This window comes from Streptosporangium sp. NBC_01469 (assembly GCF_036227305.1).
Lineage (GTDB): Bacteria > Actinomycetota > Actinomycetes > Streptosporangiales > Streptosporangiaceae > Streptosporangium.
Map to the genome: position 1 here is coordinate 5198682 of NZ_CP109465.1, position 18460 is coordinate 5217141.

At 71.3% G+C, this 18460-nt stretch carries 9 protein-coding genes; 6 read left to right on the forward strand and 3 right to left on the reverse strand.

Going from position 1 to position 18460, the window contains the following annotated elements:
- Positions 1-34: 34 nt before the first annotated feature.
- Positions 35-1639 carry an MFS transporter gene (locus OG587_RS22950; protein WP_443075602.1) on the reverse strand — a complete coding sequence of 535 codons (1605 nt, stop codon included), beginning with the start codon at positions 1637-1639 and terminating at the stop codon, positions 35-37.
- Between the two features lie 70 nt (positions 1640-1709).
- Here OG587_RS22950 and OG587_RS22955 point away from each other — a divergent pair, with 70 nt between their 5' ends.
- The 4 genes from OG587_RS22955 to OG587_RS22970 all read left to right on the forward strand — a co-directional run bounded on the left by OG587_RS22955 (position 1710) and on the right by OG587_RS22970 (position 5692).
- Positions 1710-2357 carry a TetR/AcrR family transcriptional regulator gene (locus OG587_RS22955; protein WP_329093477.1) on the forward strand — a complete coding sequence of 216 codons (648 nt, stop codon included), beginning with the start codon at positions 1710-1712 and terminating at the stop codon, positions 2355-2357.
- Positions 2358-2598: 241 nt separating this feature from the next.
- Positions 2599-3951: a nucleotide sugar dehydrogenase gene (locus tag OG587_RS22960; RefSeq protein WP_329093479.1), complete on the forward strand. Its 1353-nt coding sequence runs from the start codon at positions 2599-2601 to the stop codon at positions 3949-3951.
- 4 nt (positions 3952-3955) lie between these two features.
- On the forward strand, positions 3956-4936 hold the full coding sequence (locus OG587_RS22965) for an NAD-dependent epimerase/dehydratase family protein (protein ID WP_329093482.1): 981 nt from the start codon (positions 3956-3958) through the stop codon (positions 4934-4936).
- Between the two features lie 42 nt (positions 4937-4978).
- A complete protein-coding gene (locus tag OG587_RS22970) occupies positions 4979-5692 on the forward strand; it encodes a class I SAM-dependent methyltransferase (protein WP_329093484.1) in 714 nt (237 codons plus the stop codon).
- A 231-nt stretch (positions 5693-5923) separates the two neighbouring features.
- Here the strand turns inward: OG587_RS22970 and OG587_RS22975 are convergent, their stop codons facing one another.
- Both OG587_RS22975 and OG587_RS22980 read right to left on the reverse strand, forming a co-directional pair.
- A complete protein-coding gene (locus OG587_RS22975; RefSeq protein WP_329093487.1) occupies positions 5924-7024 on the reverse strand; it encodes a DegT/DnrJ/EryC1/StrS family aminotransferase in 1101 nt (366 codons plus the stop codon).
- A complete protein-coding gene (locus OG587_RS22980; protein WP_329093489.1) occupies positions 7021-7413 on the reverse strand; it encodes a sugar 3,4-ketoisomerase in 393 nt (130 codons plus the stop codon). The genes OG587_RS22975 and OG587_RS22980 overlap by 4 nt, the downstream gene beginning before the upstream one ends.
- A gap of 306 nt (positions 7414-7719) precedes the next feature.
- On the opposite strand from OG587_RS22980, the gene OG587_RS22985 reads away from it, so the two are divergent.
- Together OG587_RS22985 and OG587_RS22990 are read left to right on the forward strand one after the other, a co-directional pair.
- Complete coding sequence (locus OG587_RS22985; protein ID WP_329093491.1) at positions 7720-8934, forward strand: FAD-dependent oxidoreductase; 1215 nt, start codon at positions 7720-7722, stop codon at positions 8932-8934.
- Between the two features lie 118 nt (positions 8935-9052).
- The gene (locus OG587_RS22990) at positions 9053-18436 is read left to right on the forward strand and encodes an SDR family NAD(P)-dependent oxidoreductase (RefSeq protein ID WP_329093492.1); all 9384 of its coding nucleotides are present in this window, start codon (positions 9053-9055) and stop codon (positions 18434-18436) included.
- The last annotated feature ends 24 nt before the right edge of the window (positions 18437-18460 follow it).

Sequence of the window (18460 nt, forward strand, 5' to 3'; positions counted from 1 at the left end):
GAGCGATGAATCCCCGGGGCTCGCCCACGGGGGTTCATCGTTCGTTCGTCAGGTCCGCCGTGACGGCGGACCCGTCCTTCTGGGCGTCCGAGTTCTTTTGGGCGTCCGAGTCCTTCTGAACGTCCGACCGCAGGTGCCGCAGCAGCAGCACGGCCAGGACCGCGGTCACGGCCAGGATCGCGGCGCCGACGGTCGCCGCCGTTCGCATCCCCTCGGTGAAGGCCTCCTGCGCGACCTGGACGAACACGGCCGGATCCGGCAGGAATCTGGACACCTCCATGGCGCCGCCGAGGGTGTCCCTGGCCGCCTCCGCGGCCTCCGGTGGGAGTCCGGGCGGGATCGCGTCGTCCATCTGGGCGTGGTAGGCGGTGGCGCCGACGCTGCCCAGGATCGCGACCCCGAGGGCGCCGCCGAACTCCGATCCGGTCTCGGACAGCGCCGAGGCCGCACCCGCCCGTTTCGGTGGCGCGGCTGCGACGATCATGTCGACGGCGAGCGCGCCCACCGCGCCCGAGCCGCCCGCGAGCAGCATGAAGCCCACTCCCACGATCAGCAGCGAATCGCCGATGTAGACCTGGCTGAGCGCGGCGAAGCCCGCAGCCATCAGCGCGAGCGCCCCGGCGACCACGTACGCCGGGCGGAACCATCGCACCAGCAGGGAGGCCGACAGGACGGAGACCGCCATCGCCGGGGCGATCAGCAGGGTCCACAGCGCCGCGGTGAGCGGTCGCATCCCCAGGACGAGCTGCATGTACTGGGTGCCGAAGAAGCCGAAGCCGACGATGCCGAAGATGCTGAGCACGTTGGCCCCGATGGAGGTGCTGAACGCCCGGTCGGCGAACAGCCGCACGTCGATGAGCGGGTCGGTCAGCTGCCGTTGCCGTCGTACGAAGACGACCCCCATCACGACCCCGAAGGCGATCGCGGCCAGGGGCGACCACTGCACGCCGTCCTCGGCCAGCATCTTGACGCCGTAGATGACCGGCAGGACGGCCGCCAGGGAGAGGAACGCGCTGAACAGATCGAACCTGCCCGGGTTGGGGTCGCGGAACTCGGGGAGCAACAGGGGCGCGAGCACCACCAGGAGCAGCATGACCGGGACGTTGACCAGGAACACCGATCCCCACCAGAAGTGCTCCAGCAGCACGCCGCCCAGCATCGGGCCCAGCCCCGCGCCGCCGGAGAACCCGGCGGTCCAGATGGCGATCGCGGTCCGTCGCTGGCGGTCGTCGAGGAACATGCTGCGGATCAGTGACAGGGTCGAGGGCGCCAGGGTGGCTCCGGCCAGGCCCAGCAGCGCGCGCGTGGCGATCAGCATCTCCGCCGAGTCGGAGAACGCGGCCGCCACCGACACCACGCCGAACACGGCCCCGCCGATGATGAGCATCTTGCGCCGGCCGACCCGGTCGCCCAGCGTGCCCATCGTGATCATCGAACCGGCGAGCAGGAACGCGTAGATGTCCATGATCCACAGCAGCTGGGCGCTGCTCGGAGCCAGGTCGGCGCTCAGATTGGGCAGCGCGAAGAACAGCGCCGTCATGTCCATGGAGATCAACAGAGTGGGAAGCACCAGGACCGCGAGCCCTACCCACTCGCGCTTTCCTGCCTTCGCTGGGACTGTCATGCGATCAATGTACATATGTCTTATATGTTTGTATAGACGATGATGGGGCGGTCCGCCAGGTCGATGATCAGGTAAGATGATGATCGTGGGACACCGGGATGATCTGCTGGCGGGTGCCAAACGCTGCCTCCATGAGCGCGGATACGGGCGCACGACCGCCCGCGACATCGTCGCCGCCTCCGGCGCCAACCTCGCCTCCATCGGCTATCACTTCGGTTCCAAGGAAGCCCTGCTGACCGCCGCCATCATCGAGTCGTTCGCCGAGTGGGGCGACGAGCTCGACGCGGTCATGCTCTCGCTGTCCTGGGACGCCGACGCCGATCCGATCGAGCAGTTCGAGAAGGCGTGGACGCACCTCATCCAGTCCTTCGCCACGCATCGCCCGCTCTGGGTCTCCAGCGTGGAGGCGTTCGCCCAGGCCGAGCACATTCCGGAGCTCCGCGAGCAGCTCGCGACGAGCTTCGAGGAGACCCGCGCGGGGATGGCCTCGGTGATCATGAAGGCCACCTCGGGGATCGACGAGGGGGCCGCCCGCACCATCGGCTCGCTGGTCCTCGCCCTGCTCCCGGGCCTGGCGCTGCAGTGGCTCCTCGACCCCGACCGCGCCCCGTCCGGTGGGGATCTGGGCGAGGCCATCCGCGCGGTCCTGAGAAGCCTCCCCGCCGCCGGGCCGCAGACGCCGGATGACGCCGCCGCCGAGCCGCAGCCGGATCCCCCTGCTCAGGGGAGCTAGGGGCTCCGATAGGGGTTGTCGCGGCAAAGTCGCCGACCATAGTCTCGTTACACAAGCACTGTCGGTGAATTCGACGTTTCGCGGACCTTTTCGCTTTTTCCATGCCTCCTGGTGACGGTGCTGTTCTGGGTCGGGGCGGTCGCGGCGAACGGCTTCCCCCGGTGTGCCGATGTTGCGCGAGTTCTGAATCTCCGTGCGATTCCCTCCCGGACGATCAGGGCTGCTGCCGAATGGAGCGAGCATGCAATTCCTGCCGGATTCCGAAGACATCACCGCGGCCGTTCTCGGCCTGGGTTATGTCGGTTCCTGTGTGGCGGCCGTCCTCGCCGACAGGGGGGTCGAGGTGATCGGTGTCGACACCGACACGACTCTCGTCGAGGAGCTGAACGACCGGCACTGCCGGTTCAGCGAGACCGGCCTGCCCGAGCTGATGGCCGGCGGACTCGACGCGGGCAAGCTGCGGGTGACCACCGACTACGACGCGATCACCGGGGCGGACGTCGTCATCGTGGCGGTCGGCACCCCCATCCACGGCCGCGGTGTGTTGAAGGACGCCCAGCTCAAGGGCGCCTGCGAGGAGTTGAGCCAGCGGATCCGGCGAGGCCAGCTCCTTATCTTCAAGAGCACCGTGCCACCGGGGGTGACCAGGGAACTGGTCGTCCCGATCCTTGAGCGGAGCGGCCTCACCTGCGGGGTGGACTTCGGGCTCGCGTTCTGCCCCGAGCGTCTCTCGGAGGGCACGGCACTGGCGGAGATGCGGAGTTTCCCGATAGTCGTCGGAGGCTGGTGCCAGGAGAGCACCGAGGCGGCCGTGGCCTTCTGGCGGCGCGCGATCGGGGTCGAGGTCATCGCGTGCGCCTCGCTGGAGGCCGCGGAGATGGTGAAACTCGCCGACAACTGGTGGATCGACCACAACATCGCGCTCGCCAACGAACTGGCCAAACTCTGCGCCACTTTCGATATGGACGTCCTGGACGTGATTTCGGCCGCGAACACCATTCCGAAGGGAAACGGAAACGTCAACATCCTGCTGCCCAGTGTCGGGGTCGGCGGTTCGTGCCTGACCAAGGATCCGTGGATGGTGTGGCAGGCGGCGAAAGGCCGGGGAATCGACATGCTCACCATTCCGGCGGCCCGCGAGGTCAACGCCGGCATGCCGCTGTACACCGTGGAGCTGATCCTCGCCGAGCTCGCCAAGCTCGGTAAGCGACCTGAGGGGGCCAAGGTGGCGGTGCTCGGGCTCGCCTTCAAGAACGACACCGGCGACCTGCGGGAGACACCCACCCAGCCGGTGGTGTCCGGTCTGCGCGACGCCGGGGTCGAGGTGACCGCCTTCGACCCGCTGGTGCACCCGGACGAGGTGGAGAAGACCTTCGGGCTGAAGGTGTCCGAGTCGTACGAGGAGGCGGTGTCCGGCGCCGACTGCGTGGCGGTGCTCGCCTGGCACAGGGAGTTCGGGGCCATCGACTTCACCGAACTCCGCGAGATGGTGTCCGGCTCCTGCGTGCTGATCGACGGCCGGGCCTACTACCCCAGGGAGACGATCGCCGAGCTGAGACGGGTGGGCTTCGCCTACCGCGGGATCGGGCGGTAGAGCGATGGCGAAGGTGGTGGTGACCGGCGGATGCGGTTTCGTCGGCAGTCATCTGGTGTCGCGGCTCGTGGAGCGGGGCGACGAGGTGACCGTGTTCGACGGCGGCTCGCCGCCGCCCGACCAGGGGCCGGGCGACACGCGATACGTGGCCGGTGACATCCGGGACCGCGCCCAGGTCGCCGAGGTGATGACGCCGGACGTCGACGTGGTCTACCACCTGGCGGCCGTGGTCGGCGTCGACCGCTATCTCGACCGCCCGCTGGACGTCATCGACATCAACCTGCTCGGTACCAGGAACGTCCTCGACCTCGCGAACGAGACGGGCGCCAAGGTCGTGGTGGCGAGCACCAGCGAGGTGTTCGGCAAGAACCCCGCCGTCCCGTGGTCCGAGGACGCCGACCGGGTTCTCGGCTCCACCGCCACCGAGCGCTGGAGTTACTCCTCGAGCAAGGCGCTGGCCGAGCACCTCACCTTCGGGTTCGTGCGCGCGTACGGCCTGCGCGCCACGATCGTCCGCTACTTCAACGTCTACGGTCCGAGGCAGCGCCCCGCCTTCGTGGTGAGCCGCAGCATCCACCGGGCGTTGCGCGGGCTGGCGCCGGTGGTCTACGACGAGGGCGGGCAGACCCGCTGCTTCACCTTCGTCGACGACGCGATCACCGCGACGATCCTGGCGGCCACCAGCCCCAAGGCCGACGGCGAGTGCTTCAACATCGGCAGTTCGGACGAGACCCCGATTCGGCGGGCCATCGAGCTGGTCGCCGAGCTCACCGGCACGGAGCCGGACGTCATCCCCGTGGACATGGAGGAGCGGCTGGGAAACAGCTACCAGGACCTGCGCCGCCGCGTTCCCGACGCAGGCAAGGCGGCCGCCGTCCTCGGCTGGCGAAGCACCACCTCACTCCGCGACGGTCTGGGCGAGACGATCGCGTGGGCGCGGGCCAACCCGTGGTGGCTCGCACAGCCGGAGAGCGGCCAGAGCTGACCCGGCCCGCACCTTCCAAGACCGGTTCGAGAGGACGACAGCATGTACGACGGTGAACTCCCCGAGATCTACGACATGATCTACCGCAGCCGCGGCAAGGACTACGCGGAGGAGACCGCCTCCGTGGCGCGGCTGGTGCGGGAGGCCAGGCCGGACGCCCGGTCGCTGCTCGACATGGCGTGCGGGACGGGCCCTCACCTGGCGCACTTCGCCGAGCTGTTCGAGCACGTGGAGGGCGTGGAACTCTCCGAGGACATGCTCGCCCTGGCCAAGCGGCGGCTGCCGGACGTGCCGCTGACCAAGGGGGACATGCGCGACTTCGATCTCGGCCGTACGTTCGACGCGGTCACCTGCATGTTCAGCTCGATCGCGCACATGGCCGACGCCGGGGAACTCGACGTCGCGGTGAGCCGGCTGGCCCACCACCTGGTCCCCGGCGGGGTTCTGGTCATCGAGCCGTGGTGGTTCCCCGAGCGCTTCGCCTCCGGCTACGTCGCAAGCGACAGCGCGAGCGAGGACGGGCGCACGGTCGTCAGGGTCTCCCACTCCCGGGTGGAGGGCAGGATGACCCGGATGGAGGTGCACTACCTCGTCGCGGAGGCGGAGGAGGGGATCCGGCACTTCACCGACACGCTGTTCATGACGCTGTTCACCCGCGAGGAATACGAGCACGCCCTCAGGAAGGCCGGTTGCGCGCCCACCTACATCGAGGGCGGGCCGTCCGGCAGGGGCCTCTTCCTCGGGGTCAGGGACTGATCTCCCGGCCGGGTCCCGTCTCTCGTGGCCCCCTGCCTCCGGCCAGGTCCCTCGCCCCGCGCGTCCACCCCGCTCCCGGCCGGGCACAGACGGGTCCCGCCCGCGAGACCACCCCGTTTCCAGCCGGAGGCGGGGTGTTCTCGCCGGCCCCCGGTGAGCCAGGCCCCGGTGAGCCGGGAGGTCACCCCGCTTCCCGGCCGGGCGCGGGACGAACCCGTGCCCGGCCAGGGCTCACACCGCGGCGCGTACGGCGGCCACCACCGAGTCGACCGCCTCGTCGGACATGTGCGGTCCCATCGGCAGGCTCAGCACCTCGTCGGCGATCCGCTCGGCCAGCGGCTGCGAGCCCGCGAGCCGACGATCGGAGGCGAAGGCGGGGGAGAGGTGCACCGGGACCGGATAGTGGATCAGCGTGCCGACGCCGGCCTGGGCCAGGCGCTCCCGCAACTGCTCCCGGGTCGCCGAGCGCACCACGAACAGGTGCCAGGCCGGGTCCGCCCACGAGGCCACCTCGGGCAGCACCAGGTCGTCGAGGTCGGACAGCTCCTTGAGATAGCGCTCGGCGACCGACCTCCTGCGGGCGTTCCAGTCGTCCAGCCGGGCCAGCTTGACGCGGAGCATGGCCGCCTGCAGCTCGTCCAGACGGGAGTTGCCCGCCTGGATCTCGTGCTGGTACTTGATCCGGGAACCGTAGTTGCGCAGCAGCCGCAGCCGGGCGACCAGATCGGCGTTGTCCGTGACGACCGCGCCCCCGTCTCCCAGCGCGCCGAGGTTCTTGCCCGGGTAGAAGGAGAAGACGGCGGCCAGTGAGCCCTCGCCGACCAGGCGGTCCCGGTAACGGGCCCCGTGCGCCTGGGCCGCGTCCTCCACCACGGCCAGGCCGTGGCGGTCGGCGATCTCGGCGATCGGCACCAGGTCGGCGGGATGGCCGTAGAGGTGCACGGGCACGATCGCCCTGGTGGACGGGGTGATCGCCGCCTCGATCAGGGCCGGGTCGATCGTGTAGGTGCGCTCGTCCGGCTCCACGGGGACCGGCCGCGCCCCGATGGCCGAGATCGACAGCCAGGACGCGATGAACGTGTGGGAGGGGACGATCACCTCGTCTCCCGGGCCGACGCCCAGCGCCCGCAACACGAGTTCCAGCGCGTCGCCACCGCTGCCCATGGCCACGCAGTGACTGTTGCGGCAGTAGGCCGCGAACTCCTCCTCGAAGGCCTCGAGCTCGGGGCCGAGCAGGTACCAGCCCGAGGAGAGCACGCGCTGGACGGCGTCGTCGAGCTCGGCGCGCAACTCGGTGTAGGGCGCCTTCAGGTCGAGAAAGGGCGCCTTCACCGGGAGGCCCTCGCGTCGCGCAGGAACTCCGCGTAGTCCCGGTAGTACTCCGACTCGTCGTAGGGCTCCGACACCAGCCACAGCCCCACCGCGTCCGGCGTGAAGTTCACCATGTCGCGCCAGATCATCGGGACGACGTAGAGCCCCCGGCTGGGATTGTCCAGCACGAACCGCTCCTTTTCGAAGCCGTCGTCGACGATGACCTCGAAGCTGCCGTGCATGGCGATGATCAACTGGCGCAGCCGCCGATGACCGTGCGCGCCCCGGGTCACCTCCTCGGGGACATGGTGGATGAAGTAGGCCCTCTTGATGTCGAAATCAATGTCTTTCCCGCCTTCCACCACGGTGAGAAGGCCCCGAGGATCGGAATGCTCGGGAAGCTCCACCATTCGACACCGGTCAATTTTTCCGGCCGCCTGGCCGCTGTCCAAGGTCTTTCGAGGATTCATTGTTTCCCTTGCTGTCCGGACCGCCGAGCGGCGTGTCCCATTGGCGAGGTGAAATATCGTCGTCACGCTCATGACGCTACGCCCCGGTGAATTTCTTCCCCTACCCCTACGTGCCCCCTAAGCCCCCGGTACTTCCGTACGTGTCATGGGTTTCTCTGCCCTTTCATGCATAGGCTGTGCTTGCCATTCCGGCAAGCCGGGGCTTCTTGTCTGCTCGTAAGTAAACATCCTTCGACAGGAGAGAGCATGACCACTGCGTTGATCATCGGGGGCGGCGTGGCCGGACCGGTGGCCGCCATGGCGCTGCAGAAGGCCGGCATCGAACCGCGGGTCTTCGAGGCCTACGACAAGAGCGCCGAGGGGATCGGCGCCAACCTGGTGCTGGCGGTCAACGGGCGCAGCGCGCTGCTCGAACTCGGCATCACCACCGCCCTGGACGCGGGATTCGACATCCCCTACAACCGCTACTTCATGGGCAGCGGCAGGCGCCTGTCCAAGGTCGCGAACGGCAAGAAGCTGGACGACGGGACGGTGAGCCGGGCGGTCAAGCGCGGCGACCTGTACGGGGCGCTGCGGGACGAGGCGCTGCGCAGGGACATCCACTTCGAGTTCGGGATGCGGTTCATCGGGGCGGAGAACACCGCGGACGGCGTCGTCGCCCGGTTCGAGAACGGCACGGAGGTGCACGGAGACCTGCTCATCGGCGCCGACGGCCTGCACTCGACCGTACGGACCATCATCGATCCGGACGCGCCGAAGCCGCGCTACGGCAAGCTCATCAACACCGGCGGCTACGCGCGCGACATCTCCGTGCCGGGCGAGCCGGGAACCGAGTTCATGTACCTGGGCAAACGCTGTTTCTTCTGCTACATCCACCACCCCAACGGGGAGATCTGGTGGTACGCGGCCCCGTCCTGGCCCAACGAGCCGAGCAGGGAGGAACTCGCCTCGATCACCCGGGAGGACTGGCGGGCCCACCTCTGCGAGCTGTTCGCCAAGGACAACAGCCCGGCCGTGGACATCATCAAGGCCACCCCGGAGATCTGGGCGCCGTGGCCGATCAACGACCTTCCCACCGTCCCCCGGTGGAGCAACGGCCGGATGCTCCTCATCGGCGACTCCGTGCACGCCGTCTCCCCGACCGCGGGGCAGGGGGCGTCAATGGCGATCGAGGACTCCGTCGTGCTCGGCAAGTGCCTGCGGGACATCCCCGACATCCCCGAGGCGATGGCCACGTTCGAGCGGATCCGGCGCCCGAGGGTCGAGAAGGTGGTCTCCTTCGGCAGGAGGGCGGGTGACCTGCTGATCGTCGGCAGCCAGGCGCGCAGGCGCGCGCGGGACCTGGTCATGCCGCTGTTCTTCAAACGGATCGCGCTCAACGAGGCGGCCGCGCTCAGCTGGGTCTACGACCACCGAATCCCGTGGGACGAGCCGATTTCACCGCAGCCCGCACCGGCCTGAACCGCAGCCGGGAAAAGCCGTCACCAGAAAAACAGGCCGGTCCCCCTTTTTCTTTTGTTGTTTATTTCATTCAGGCGTCGCCCAAATGACGTCGAAGCGTGGAGGTTCGCGACTAGCGATGGCTGGCAGCGGCGAGAAAAATACTCCTGGAACATATTCGGAACGTAATGATCTCATCGCGATAATCGGATTGTCCGCGCGGCTGCCGCACGCCGACGGGCCGGCCGCGTTCTGGCGGCTGCTCCGATCCGGTGAGGACGCGATCACCGAGGTTCCCGCCGGCCGCTGGGACGCCGACGCCCTCTACGACCGTGACGTGACCGTCGCCGGCAAGGCCAACACCCGCTGGGGCGGCTTCCTCGACGATGTCGCCGCCTTCGACGCCGGGCTCTTCGGCATCTCGCCGCGCGAGGCCGTCGCCATGGACCCCCAGCAGAGACTGATGCTGGAGCTGAGCTGGGAGGTCCTGGAGGACGCGGGGCTGGCTCCCGACACCCTGTCCGGGAGCCGCACGGGCGTCTTCGTCGGTGCCGTCGCGGACGACTACGCGACGCTGCTGCACCGGCGAGGGCTGCCGGCCATCACCCAGCACACGCTGACGGGCCTGCACCGCGGCATCATCGCCAACCGGATCTCCTACGCGTTCGGGCTCGCGGGTCCCAGCATGACCATGGACACCGGGCAGTCGTCGTCCCTGGTCGCGGTGCATCTGGCCTGCGAGAGTCTCCTGCGGGGCGAGTCCACGCTCGCGCTGGCCGGCGGCGTCAGCCTCAACCTGGCGCCCGAGAGCACCGTGAGCGCCGCCAAGTTCGGCGCGCTCTCACCGGACGGCCGGTGCTTCGTGTTCGACGCCAGGGCGAACGGATACGTCCGCGGCGAGGGCGGCGGCCTGGTCCTGCTGAAGAGACTCGCGGACGCCGTCGCCGACGGCGACGAGATCAGGTGCGTGATCCGGGGCAGCGCGGTCAACAACGACGGCGGTGGCGCGGGCCTGACGGTGCCCCGGGGCGGGGCGCAGGAGGAAGTGATCCGGCTCGCCTGCGAACGGGCGGGGGTGGAGCCGGGCGAGATCCAGTACGTCGAGCTCCACGGCACCGGTACCAGGGTGGGCGACCCCGTCGAGGCGGCCGCCCTCGGCGCCGTTCTCGGCGCGGCACGCGCCCCAGGACACCCCCTCGCGGTCGGTTCGGCGAAGACCAACGTCGGGCACCTCGAGGGCGCCGCGGGAATCGTCGGGCTGCTCAAGGTGGCGTTGAGCATCGGGCACGGTGAGCTGCCCGCCAGCCGCAACTACGAGACGCCCAACCCGGCGATCCCGCTGGAGAGCCTGAACCTCCGGGTCCAGTCGGAGACGGGACCGTGGCCACGCCCAGACCTGCCGGTGCTCGCCGGGGTGAGCTCCTTCGGCATGGGCGGCACCAACTGCCACGTCGTGCTCTCCGGTCCGCCGCCCGCGAGCGGCGAGGAGCCGGTCCGGCACGGGATGGGCCTGGTGCCCTGGGTGGTGTCCGGAAACGGGCGGGCCGCGCTGCGGGAGCAGGCGGAGAGGCTGCTGTCCTTCGTGGGGGAGCGGCCCGGACTCGATCCGCTCGACATCGGTCTGTCCCTGACGACCACGAGAGCAAGCCTCACGCATCGGGCCGTGGTGACCGGAGGCGACCGCGAGGAACTGCTGGCCGCGCTGACCGAACTGGCCCGGGACGGCGTCAGCCCGGAGGTGTCGAGGGATGTCGCCTCGTCCACCGGTCGTTGTGCGGTGGTGTTCTCGGGGCAGGGGGCGCAGCGGGCCGGGATGGGGTCGGGGTTGTATGCGGCGTTCCCGGTGTTCGCGGAGGCCTTCGACGCGGCCTGCGCCTCTTCGGTCAAGGAGGTGCTGTTCGGCGGTTCGGACCTGATCGACCAGACCATGTACACCCAGCAGGGTCTGTTCGCGTTCGAGGTCGCCCTCTTCCGGTTGTTGGAATCCTGGGGAGTGACCCCGGACTTCGTCGGAGGTCACTCCGTAGGAGAGATCGCCGCTGCTCATGTAGCAGGAGTGTGGTCGCTGGAAGACGCCTGCCGGGTGGTGGAGGCACGCGGCCGGTTGATGCAAAGCCTGGCCTCAGGCGGGGCGATGGCCGCGATAGCCACCTCGGAGTCGGACATCGCTCCGTATCTGAACGAGCGGGTCGGCCTGGCGGCGGTCAACGGCCCGGTCTCGGTGGTGGTCTCCGGTGATGAGGACGCGGTCGAAGCGCTCCTGAACCAGCTGGACGGGAAGTACCGGGTCAAGCGGTTGCGGGTCTCGCATGCTTTCCATTCGGCGCGGATGGATCCGATGCTGGCGGAGTTCCGCACGGTGTTGGAGTCGGTGGTGTGGAACCGCCCCCGGATCCCCTTGGTATCGACGCTGACCGGTCACCTCGCCGACCCCGGGGAGATCGCGTCGCCGGAGTACTGGGTGCGGCAGGTCCGTGAGCCGGTCCGGTTCGGCGACGCGGTGCGCACCCTGGAGGCCGAGGGCGTCACCACGTTCATCGAGGCCGGGCCGAGTGCGGCGCTGTCGGCGATGGAGGCCCAGGACGCCGCCCTGTTCGTCTCCCTGGTGCGGAAGGACCAGCCCGACCCCGAGGCGTTGACGCGGGCCGTGGGCCGGTTGTGGACCCGGGGTGTGGCGGTCGACTGGCCGGCGATGTTCGCCGGGTCCGGTGCTCGGCGGGTCGACCTGCCCACCTACGCCTTCCAGCGCGAGCGCTACTGGCTCGATGCCGCCACGAACAGCGACACCGGTGCGAACACGAACACGAACACCGAGGTCCCGGTGGCGGCCGAGGAGCCTTCGTCCCCGGTCGACCGGCGCCGCCCCACCCTGGAGCTGGTTCGCGCGCACGCGGCGACCGTACTCGGCCATCCCCGGCCGGAGCTCGTGGACACCGGCCGTACGTTCAAGGAACTGGGCTTCGACTCGCACCTGACGGTGGAGCTCCGTAACCAGCTCGTGGCCGCGACCGGGCTCTCGCTGCCGACCACGCTCCTGTTCGACCATCCGACGTGCCTCGCGCTCGCCGAGCACCTGTCGAGCCGGGCCGCCGACACGCTCGAGGGCACCGGGGAGCCGACGGTCTCCGCCGGGAGTGACGAGCCGATCGCCATCGTCGGCATCGGGTGCCGGTTCCCCGGTGGCGTCGCCTCCCCCGAGGACCTGTGGCGGCTCGTCGCCGACGAGCGTGACGCCATCTCCGAGTTCCCCACCGACCGGGGCTGGGACCTGGACGGGCTCTACGCCCCCGACGCCGACCGGCTCGGCACCAGCTACACCCGTGCCGGCGGGTTCCTCGACGACGTCTCCGGCTTCGACCCGGCCTTCTTCGGCATCTCACCGCGTGAGGCGACGGCGATGGACCCGCAGCAGCGGCTCCTGCTGGAGACGTCCTGGGAGGCCCTCGAACGGGCGGGCGTCGTGCCCGGGTCGCTGCGCGGCACCCGTACTGGGGTGTTCGTCGGGGCGATGGCGCAGAGCTACGGCCCGCCGCTGCACGCGCCGGAGGAAGGGCTTGACGGATACCTGCTCACGGGTGGCAGCCCCAGTGTCGCGTCCGGCCGGATCGCCTACACCCTCGGGCTCGAAGGGCCCGCGATGACCGTCGACACCGCCTGCTCCTCGTCCCTGCTGGCCCTGCACCTGGCGGTGCAGGCCCTGCGGCGCGGCGAGTGTGAGGCCGCCCTGGCGGGCGGGGTGGCGGTGATGGCCACGCCGGGCATGTTCGTGGAGTTCTCCCGGCAGCGCGGGCTGGCCGCGGACGGGCGGTGCCGGGCGTACGCCGCGGGCGCGAACGGAACGGCCTGGGCCGAGGGCGCGGGAATGGTGCTGCTCGAACGGCTGTCGGACGCGCGGCGCAACGGCCACCCGGTGCTGGCCCTGGTACGCGGTACGGCGACGAACTCCGACGGCGCGTCGAACGGGCTGACCGCGCCGAACGGCTCGGCCCAGCAGCGGGTGATCAGGCAGGCGCTCGCGGACGCCGGGGTGGCCGCGCACGAGGTGGACGTGGTCGAGGGACACGGTACGGGTACCGCGCTCGGTGACCCGATCGAGGCGCACGCCCTCCTGGCGACGTACGGCCGGACGCGGCCGGAACCGCTGTGGCTGGGATCGCTGAAGTCGAACATCGGGCACGCCCAGGCGGCGGCGGGCATCGGCGGCGTGATCAAGATGGTGCAGGCGCTGCGGCACGCGACGTTGCCGAAGACGCTGCACGTGGACGAGCCCTCTCCTCACGTGGACTGGTCGGCGGGCGCGGTGCGGCTGCTGACGGAGGCGGTGCCGTGGGAGCGCGGCGGGCACTCGCGCCGGGCCGGGGTCTCCTCGTTCGGGATCAGCGGCTCCAACGTGCACGTGATCCTGGAGGAGGCGCCCGAGGCCGGGGACGCGGCGGCCGAGGGCTCCGTCCCGCCGGTGGTGCCGGTGGTGCTGTCCGGCAGGTCGGAGGAGGCACTGCGGGCCGCCGCGGGCAGGCTCGCAACGCTCCTCGACATGGAGAACGCAGAGAACGGCGGGAACATCGCGAACGGCGTCGAGCCGGCGGACGTCGCCGCGTCGCTGCTGCGCCTGCGCTCGGCCTTCGACCACCGCGCGGTCGCGGTGGTCGCCGACCGGCACGAGCTCGGACGGGCGCTCGCCGCGACGGCGGAGGGGGAGCAGGTCCCCGAGGTGGTGGAGGGCGTCGCCACGGACCCCGGCCGTACGGTCTTCATCTTCCCCGGCCAGGGGTCGCAGTGGCTCGGCATGGCCGAGGACCTGCTCGAATGGTCCCCGGCGTTCGCCAAGGTGATCGCCGACTGCGAGGGCGCGCTGTCGGCGTTCGTGGACTGGAAGCTGACCGACGTGCTGCGTGGCGCCCCGGGCGCGCCCTCGCTGGAGCGGGTCGACGTCGTCCAGCCCGCGCTGTTCGCGGTGATGGTCGGGCTGGCCGGGCTGTGGCGCTCGTACGGTGTCGAGCCCGACGCGGTGGTCGGGCACTCCCAGGGGGAGATCGCCGCCGCGTACGTGGCCGGCGCCCTGTCCCTGGAGGACGCCACGCGCATCGTCGTCCTGCGCAGCAGGATCGTCGCGGAACGGCTGTCGGGAGCCGGTGGGCTGCTCTCGGTCGCGCTGTCGTCGTCGGACGCGTCCGCGCGGATCGCACGATGGGCGGGGCGGCTCTCCCTGGCGGTGGTGAACGGGCCGTCGGCCGTGGTGGTCGCGGGTGAGCCGGAGGCCCTGGACGAGCTGGCCGCCGCCTGCGAGTCGGAGGGTGTCAGGGCCCGGCGGATCGCGGTCGACTACGCCTCCCACTCCCCGCAGGTCGAGCTGATCGCCGAGGAGCTGCTCGCGGCGCTCCGGCCGGTCACCCCCCGGGCGGGCACGGTCGGGTTCTGCTCCACCGTCACCGGCGACTGGGTGGACACGAGCACGCTGGACGCCGGGTACTGGTTCAGGAACCTGCGGGAGACCGTCCGGTTCGAACAGGCCGTGCGGCGCCTGGCCGACGAGGGCCACGGCGTCTTCGTCGAGGTGAGCCCGCATCCGGTGCTGACCGCCGGGGTGGAGGACACGGTCGGGGACGACGCCCTCGTGGTGGGGTCCCTGCGCAGGAACGAGGAGGGGCCCAGACGCTTCCTCACCTCCCTGGCCCGGACCTGGGTGCGGGGTGTGCCGGTGAACTGGGAGCCGGTCTTCGCCGGTGCCCCGGCTCGCCGGGTGGATCTGCCGACCTATCCGTTCCAGCGCCGGCCGTACTGGCTGGCCCCTTCCGCCGCCGCCGGTGACGTCTCGGGGCTGGGGTTCACCGCCACCGGCCACCCGCTGCTGGGGGCGGTGCTCTCCCTCGCGGGTACCGGGACGGTCGAGACGGTGCTGACCGGGACGGTGTCCCTGGAGACCCACCCGTGGCTGGCGGACCACGCGGTCGCGCACGCTCCCGTGCTGCCGGGAACCGCGCTGGTGGACATGGTCGTCAGGGCGGGCGACGAGGTGGGGCACGACGTCATCGAGGAGCTCACCCTGCGGACGCCGCTGGTGCTGCCCGAGCGCGGCGGGGCGCGGGTACAGGTCAGGGTCGAGGCCCCGGCCGAGCCCGGCACGCGGGCCGTCTCGGTGCACTCCGCGCCGCAGGGCGACCCGGGAGCCGCGTGGACGCTGCACGCGACCGGGACCCTGACCGAATCGCCCCACCCGGCGGACGGTCCGGTCCGGCCCGTGGCCGAGGGCGGTACCTGGCCGCCGGACGGCGCGGTGGCCGTGGACGTCGAGGAGGGCTACCTCCGGCTGGCGGAGCGCGGCTACCACTACGGCCCGGTGTTCCGCGGGTTGCGGGCGCTGTGGCGGCGTGGCGAGGAGGTGTTCGCCGAGCTGGCCCTTCCCGAGGAGGCGCGCGGTGACGCGGCGCTGTTCCTGCTGCACCCGGCCCTGCTGGACGCCGCCCTGCACGCGGCGCTGCTGCGCGGGGGTGCCGGGGGCGACGCCGATCTGCGCCTGCCGTTCTCCTGGAGCGGGCTGGAACTCCACGCCGCGGGTGCGTCGAGCATGCGGGTACGGGTGGCTCCGGCGGGAACGGACGCGGTGTCGATCACGGCTGTGGACGCCGAGGGCGAGCCGGTGGTCTCCGCCCGCTCCCTCGTCTTCCGGCCCGTCTCGCCGGACCAGCTGGTGACCTCCGTACGGACGGAGCCGGACTCGCTGTTCGGCCTGGAGTGGGCCGAGGTGCCGACGGCCGCCGGGAGCCTCGTGCCGGACGGCGCCGCGGAGGTCACGGTGCTGCCCGCGGGAACGGCGGCCACCGGGCCCGACGAGGTGCGGGCCGAGGCGTGGCGGGTGCTGGCCGGGATCCGCGCCTGGCTGGCCGAGAACAGGTCTCCCGGCGCGCGGCTGATCGTGACGACGAGGGGCGCGGTGACCGTCGACGGCGACGGGGACGTGCCCGACCTGGCCGGAGCCGCGATCTGGGGCATGGTCCGCGCGGCGCAGGCCGAGCAGCCGGGCCTGATCGCGCTCGTGGACCTCGACGCGGACGCGCCCCCGATGGAGACGGCCGAGCTGGCCGGATACCTGGAGAGCGGGGCGGACACCCAGCTGGCGATCCGGGCGGGACGGGTCCTCACGCCGAGGCTGGCACGAGCCTCCTCCACTGGTGTTCTGACCCCGCCTTCGGACGCCGTCCGCTGGCGGCTGGACCGCACGCCCGGCGGGACGCTGGAGAACCTGGCCCTCGTCGAGTGCCCCGCCGCGTCCGGCCCGCCGGGCCCCGGCCGGGTCCGGGTCGCCGTACGGGCGGCGGGCCTCAACTTCAGGGACGTGCTCGTCTCCCTTGGCATGTATCCCGAGCCGGACGTCCTGATGGGGATCGAGGCCGCGGGCGTGGTCGTCGAGGTGGGCCCCGGCGTGACCGGCCTGCGCGAGGGCGACCGGGTGCTGGGCCTGTTCGACGGGGCCTTCGGCCCGGTCGCGGACACCGACAGGCGCTCGCTCGCCCCGATGCCCGACGGCTGGTCCTTCGGCGACGCGGCGTCGATCGCCACCGTGTTCCTCACCGCGTACTACGGCCTGGTCGACCTGGCCGGTCTGCGCGCGGGCGAGGCGGTGCTGGTGCACGCGGGGGCCGGCGGAGTCGGCATGGCGGCGGTCCAGCTCGCCAGGCACCTCGGCGCGGAGGTGTTCGCCACGGCCTCCCCCGGCAAGTGGGACACGCTGCGCGAGCTGGGCCTGGACGACGACCACATCGCCTCCTCCCGCACCCTGGAGTTCCGCGACAGGTTCCTCGCGGTCACCGGCGGCCGGGGCGTCGACGTGGTGCTCAACTCGCTGGCCGGGAAGTTCGTGGACGCGAGCCTGGACCTGCTGCCCAAGGGCGGCCGGTTCGTCGAGATCGGGAAGACCGACCTCAGGGACCCGGAAGAGGTGGCCGCCGCGCACCCGGACGTGCTCTACCGGTGGTTCGACCTGACCCGCCTCGCCGCCGCCGAGGGGGACGAGGCGATCCCCGAGCGGATCCACGCGATGCTCGCCGAGGTGCTCGCGCTCTTCGAGCGGGGGGCGCTGCGGCGGCTGCCGGTCCGTACCTGGGAGGTGGGCAGGGCGCCCGAGGCGTTCCGCTTCCTGTCGCAGGCCAGGCACGTCGGCAAGGTCGTGCTCCTGATGCCGGCGGCGCTCGACCCCGGGGGCACGGTGCTGATCACCGGCGGGACCGGCACCCTCGGGGCGCTGACGGCCCGGCACCTGGTGACCGGGCACGGCGTGCGCAACCTCCTGCTCACCAGCCGCAGGGGGGCCGGGGCACCCGGCGCCGGCGAGCTGGTGGAGGAGCTCACCGGGCTGGGCGCCGACGTGACGGTGGCGGCCTGCGACGTCGCCGACCGCGACGCCCTGGCGGGCCTGCTCGCGCAGGTGCCCGCGGACCGGCCGCTCACCGGTGTCGTACACGCGGCGGGACTGCTGGACGACGGGCTGGTCACCTCGCTGACCCGGCAGAGCCTGGACGCCGTGATGCGGCCGAAGTCGGACGCGGCGTGGCACCTGCACGAGCTGACCCGTGACGCGGACCTGGGCATGTTCGTGCTCTTCTCCTCGATCGCGGGAGTGGCCGGCGTCCCCGGCCAGGCGAACTACGCGGCGGCGAACGCCTTCCTCGACGGGCTGGCCCAGCACCGCAGGTCGCGGGGGCTGCCCGCCACGTCGCTCGCGTGGGGCCTGTGGGCCGAGGACTCCGGCATGACCGGGCACCTGGCTGACGCCGACCGGGCGAGGATGTCCAGGCTGGGCATCGGCCGGCTGGCCACGCCCGAAGGGCTCGCCCTCTTCGACGCCGCCAGGACGAGGACCGACGCCGTGCTGGTTCCGGTACGGCTGAGTACCGGGACCGAACCGGACGGCGTACGGCCGCTGCTGCGAGGCGCGATCGACGTCCCCTCGCGACGCCGGGGGGCCGCCGCGGACGTCCCGGCGCGGCCGGAGACCGGTGCCGAGCCGCTGGGCACGCGGCTGGCCAGGCTGTCCCCGGCCGAGCGGGAGACGGCCGTGCTGGAGCTGATCCGCCGCCAGGTCGCCACCGTGCTGGGGCACGCGTCGGTCTCGGCCGTGGGCGACGGCCGCACCTTCGAGCAGCTGGGCTTCGACTCGCTCACCGCGGTCGAGCTGCGCAACCGGCTCACCGGCCAGACCGGGCTGCGGCTGCCGGCGACCCTCGTCTTCGACTACCCGAGCGTGACCGCCCTCACCGGCCACCTGCTCGCCGAGCTGGTGCCGGACGACACGCCCACGCCGGCAGGCCTGCTGGACGACCTCGGCAGATGGCGGGCGGCCTCGTCCGCGCTGACCCCGAGCGAGGCCGAGCGGGCGGCGATCACCGATGGGCTGCGGGCGCTCCTGGCCCGGTGGGGCACCTCGGGCACCTCGAGCACCTCGGGCACCGAGCTGGATCACGACCTGGAGGCGTCCACCGCGGACGAGCTCTTCAACATCATCAAGAACGAGTTCGGCAAGTCCTGATGACCCGGCGGGCTGAGTGAGGAT

Coding starts and splice junctions, on each gene's coding strand:
- OG587_RS22970 (WP_329093484.1), top strand. CDS start 4,979: ATGTACGACGGTGAACTCCCCGAGATCTACGACATGATCTACCGCAGC.
- OG587_RS22980 (WP_329093489.1), bottom strand. CDS start 7,413: ATGGTGGAGCTTCCCGAGCATTCCGATCCTCGGGGCCTTCTCACCGTG.
- OG587_RS22960 (WP_329093479.1), top strand. CDS start 2,599: ATGCAATTCCTGCCGGATTCCGAAGACATCACCGCGGCCGTTCTCGGC.
- OG587_RS22985 (WP_329093491.1), top strand. CDS start 7,720: ATGACCACTGCGTTGATCATCGGGGGCGGCGTGGCCGGACCGGTGGCC.
- OG587_RS22950 (WP_443075602.1), bottom strand. CDS start 1,639: ATGTACATTGATCGCATGACAGTCCCAGCGAAGGCAGGAAAGCGCGAG.
- OG587_RS22965 (WP_329093482.1), top strand. CDS start 3,956: ATGGCGAAGGTGGTGGTGACCGGCGGATGCGGTTTCGTCGGCAGTCAT.
- OG587_RS22990 (WP_329093492.1), top strand. CDS start 9,053: ATGGCTGGCAGCGGCGAGAAAAATACTCCTGGAACATATTCGGAACGT.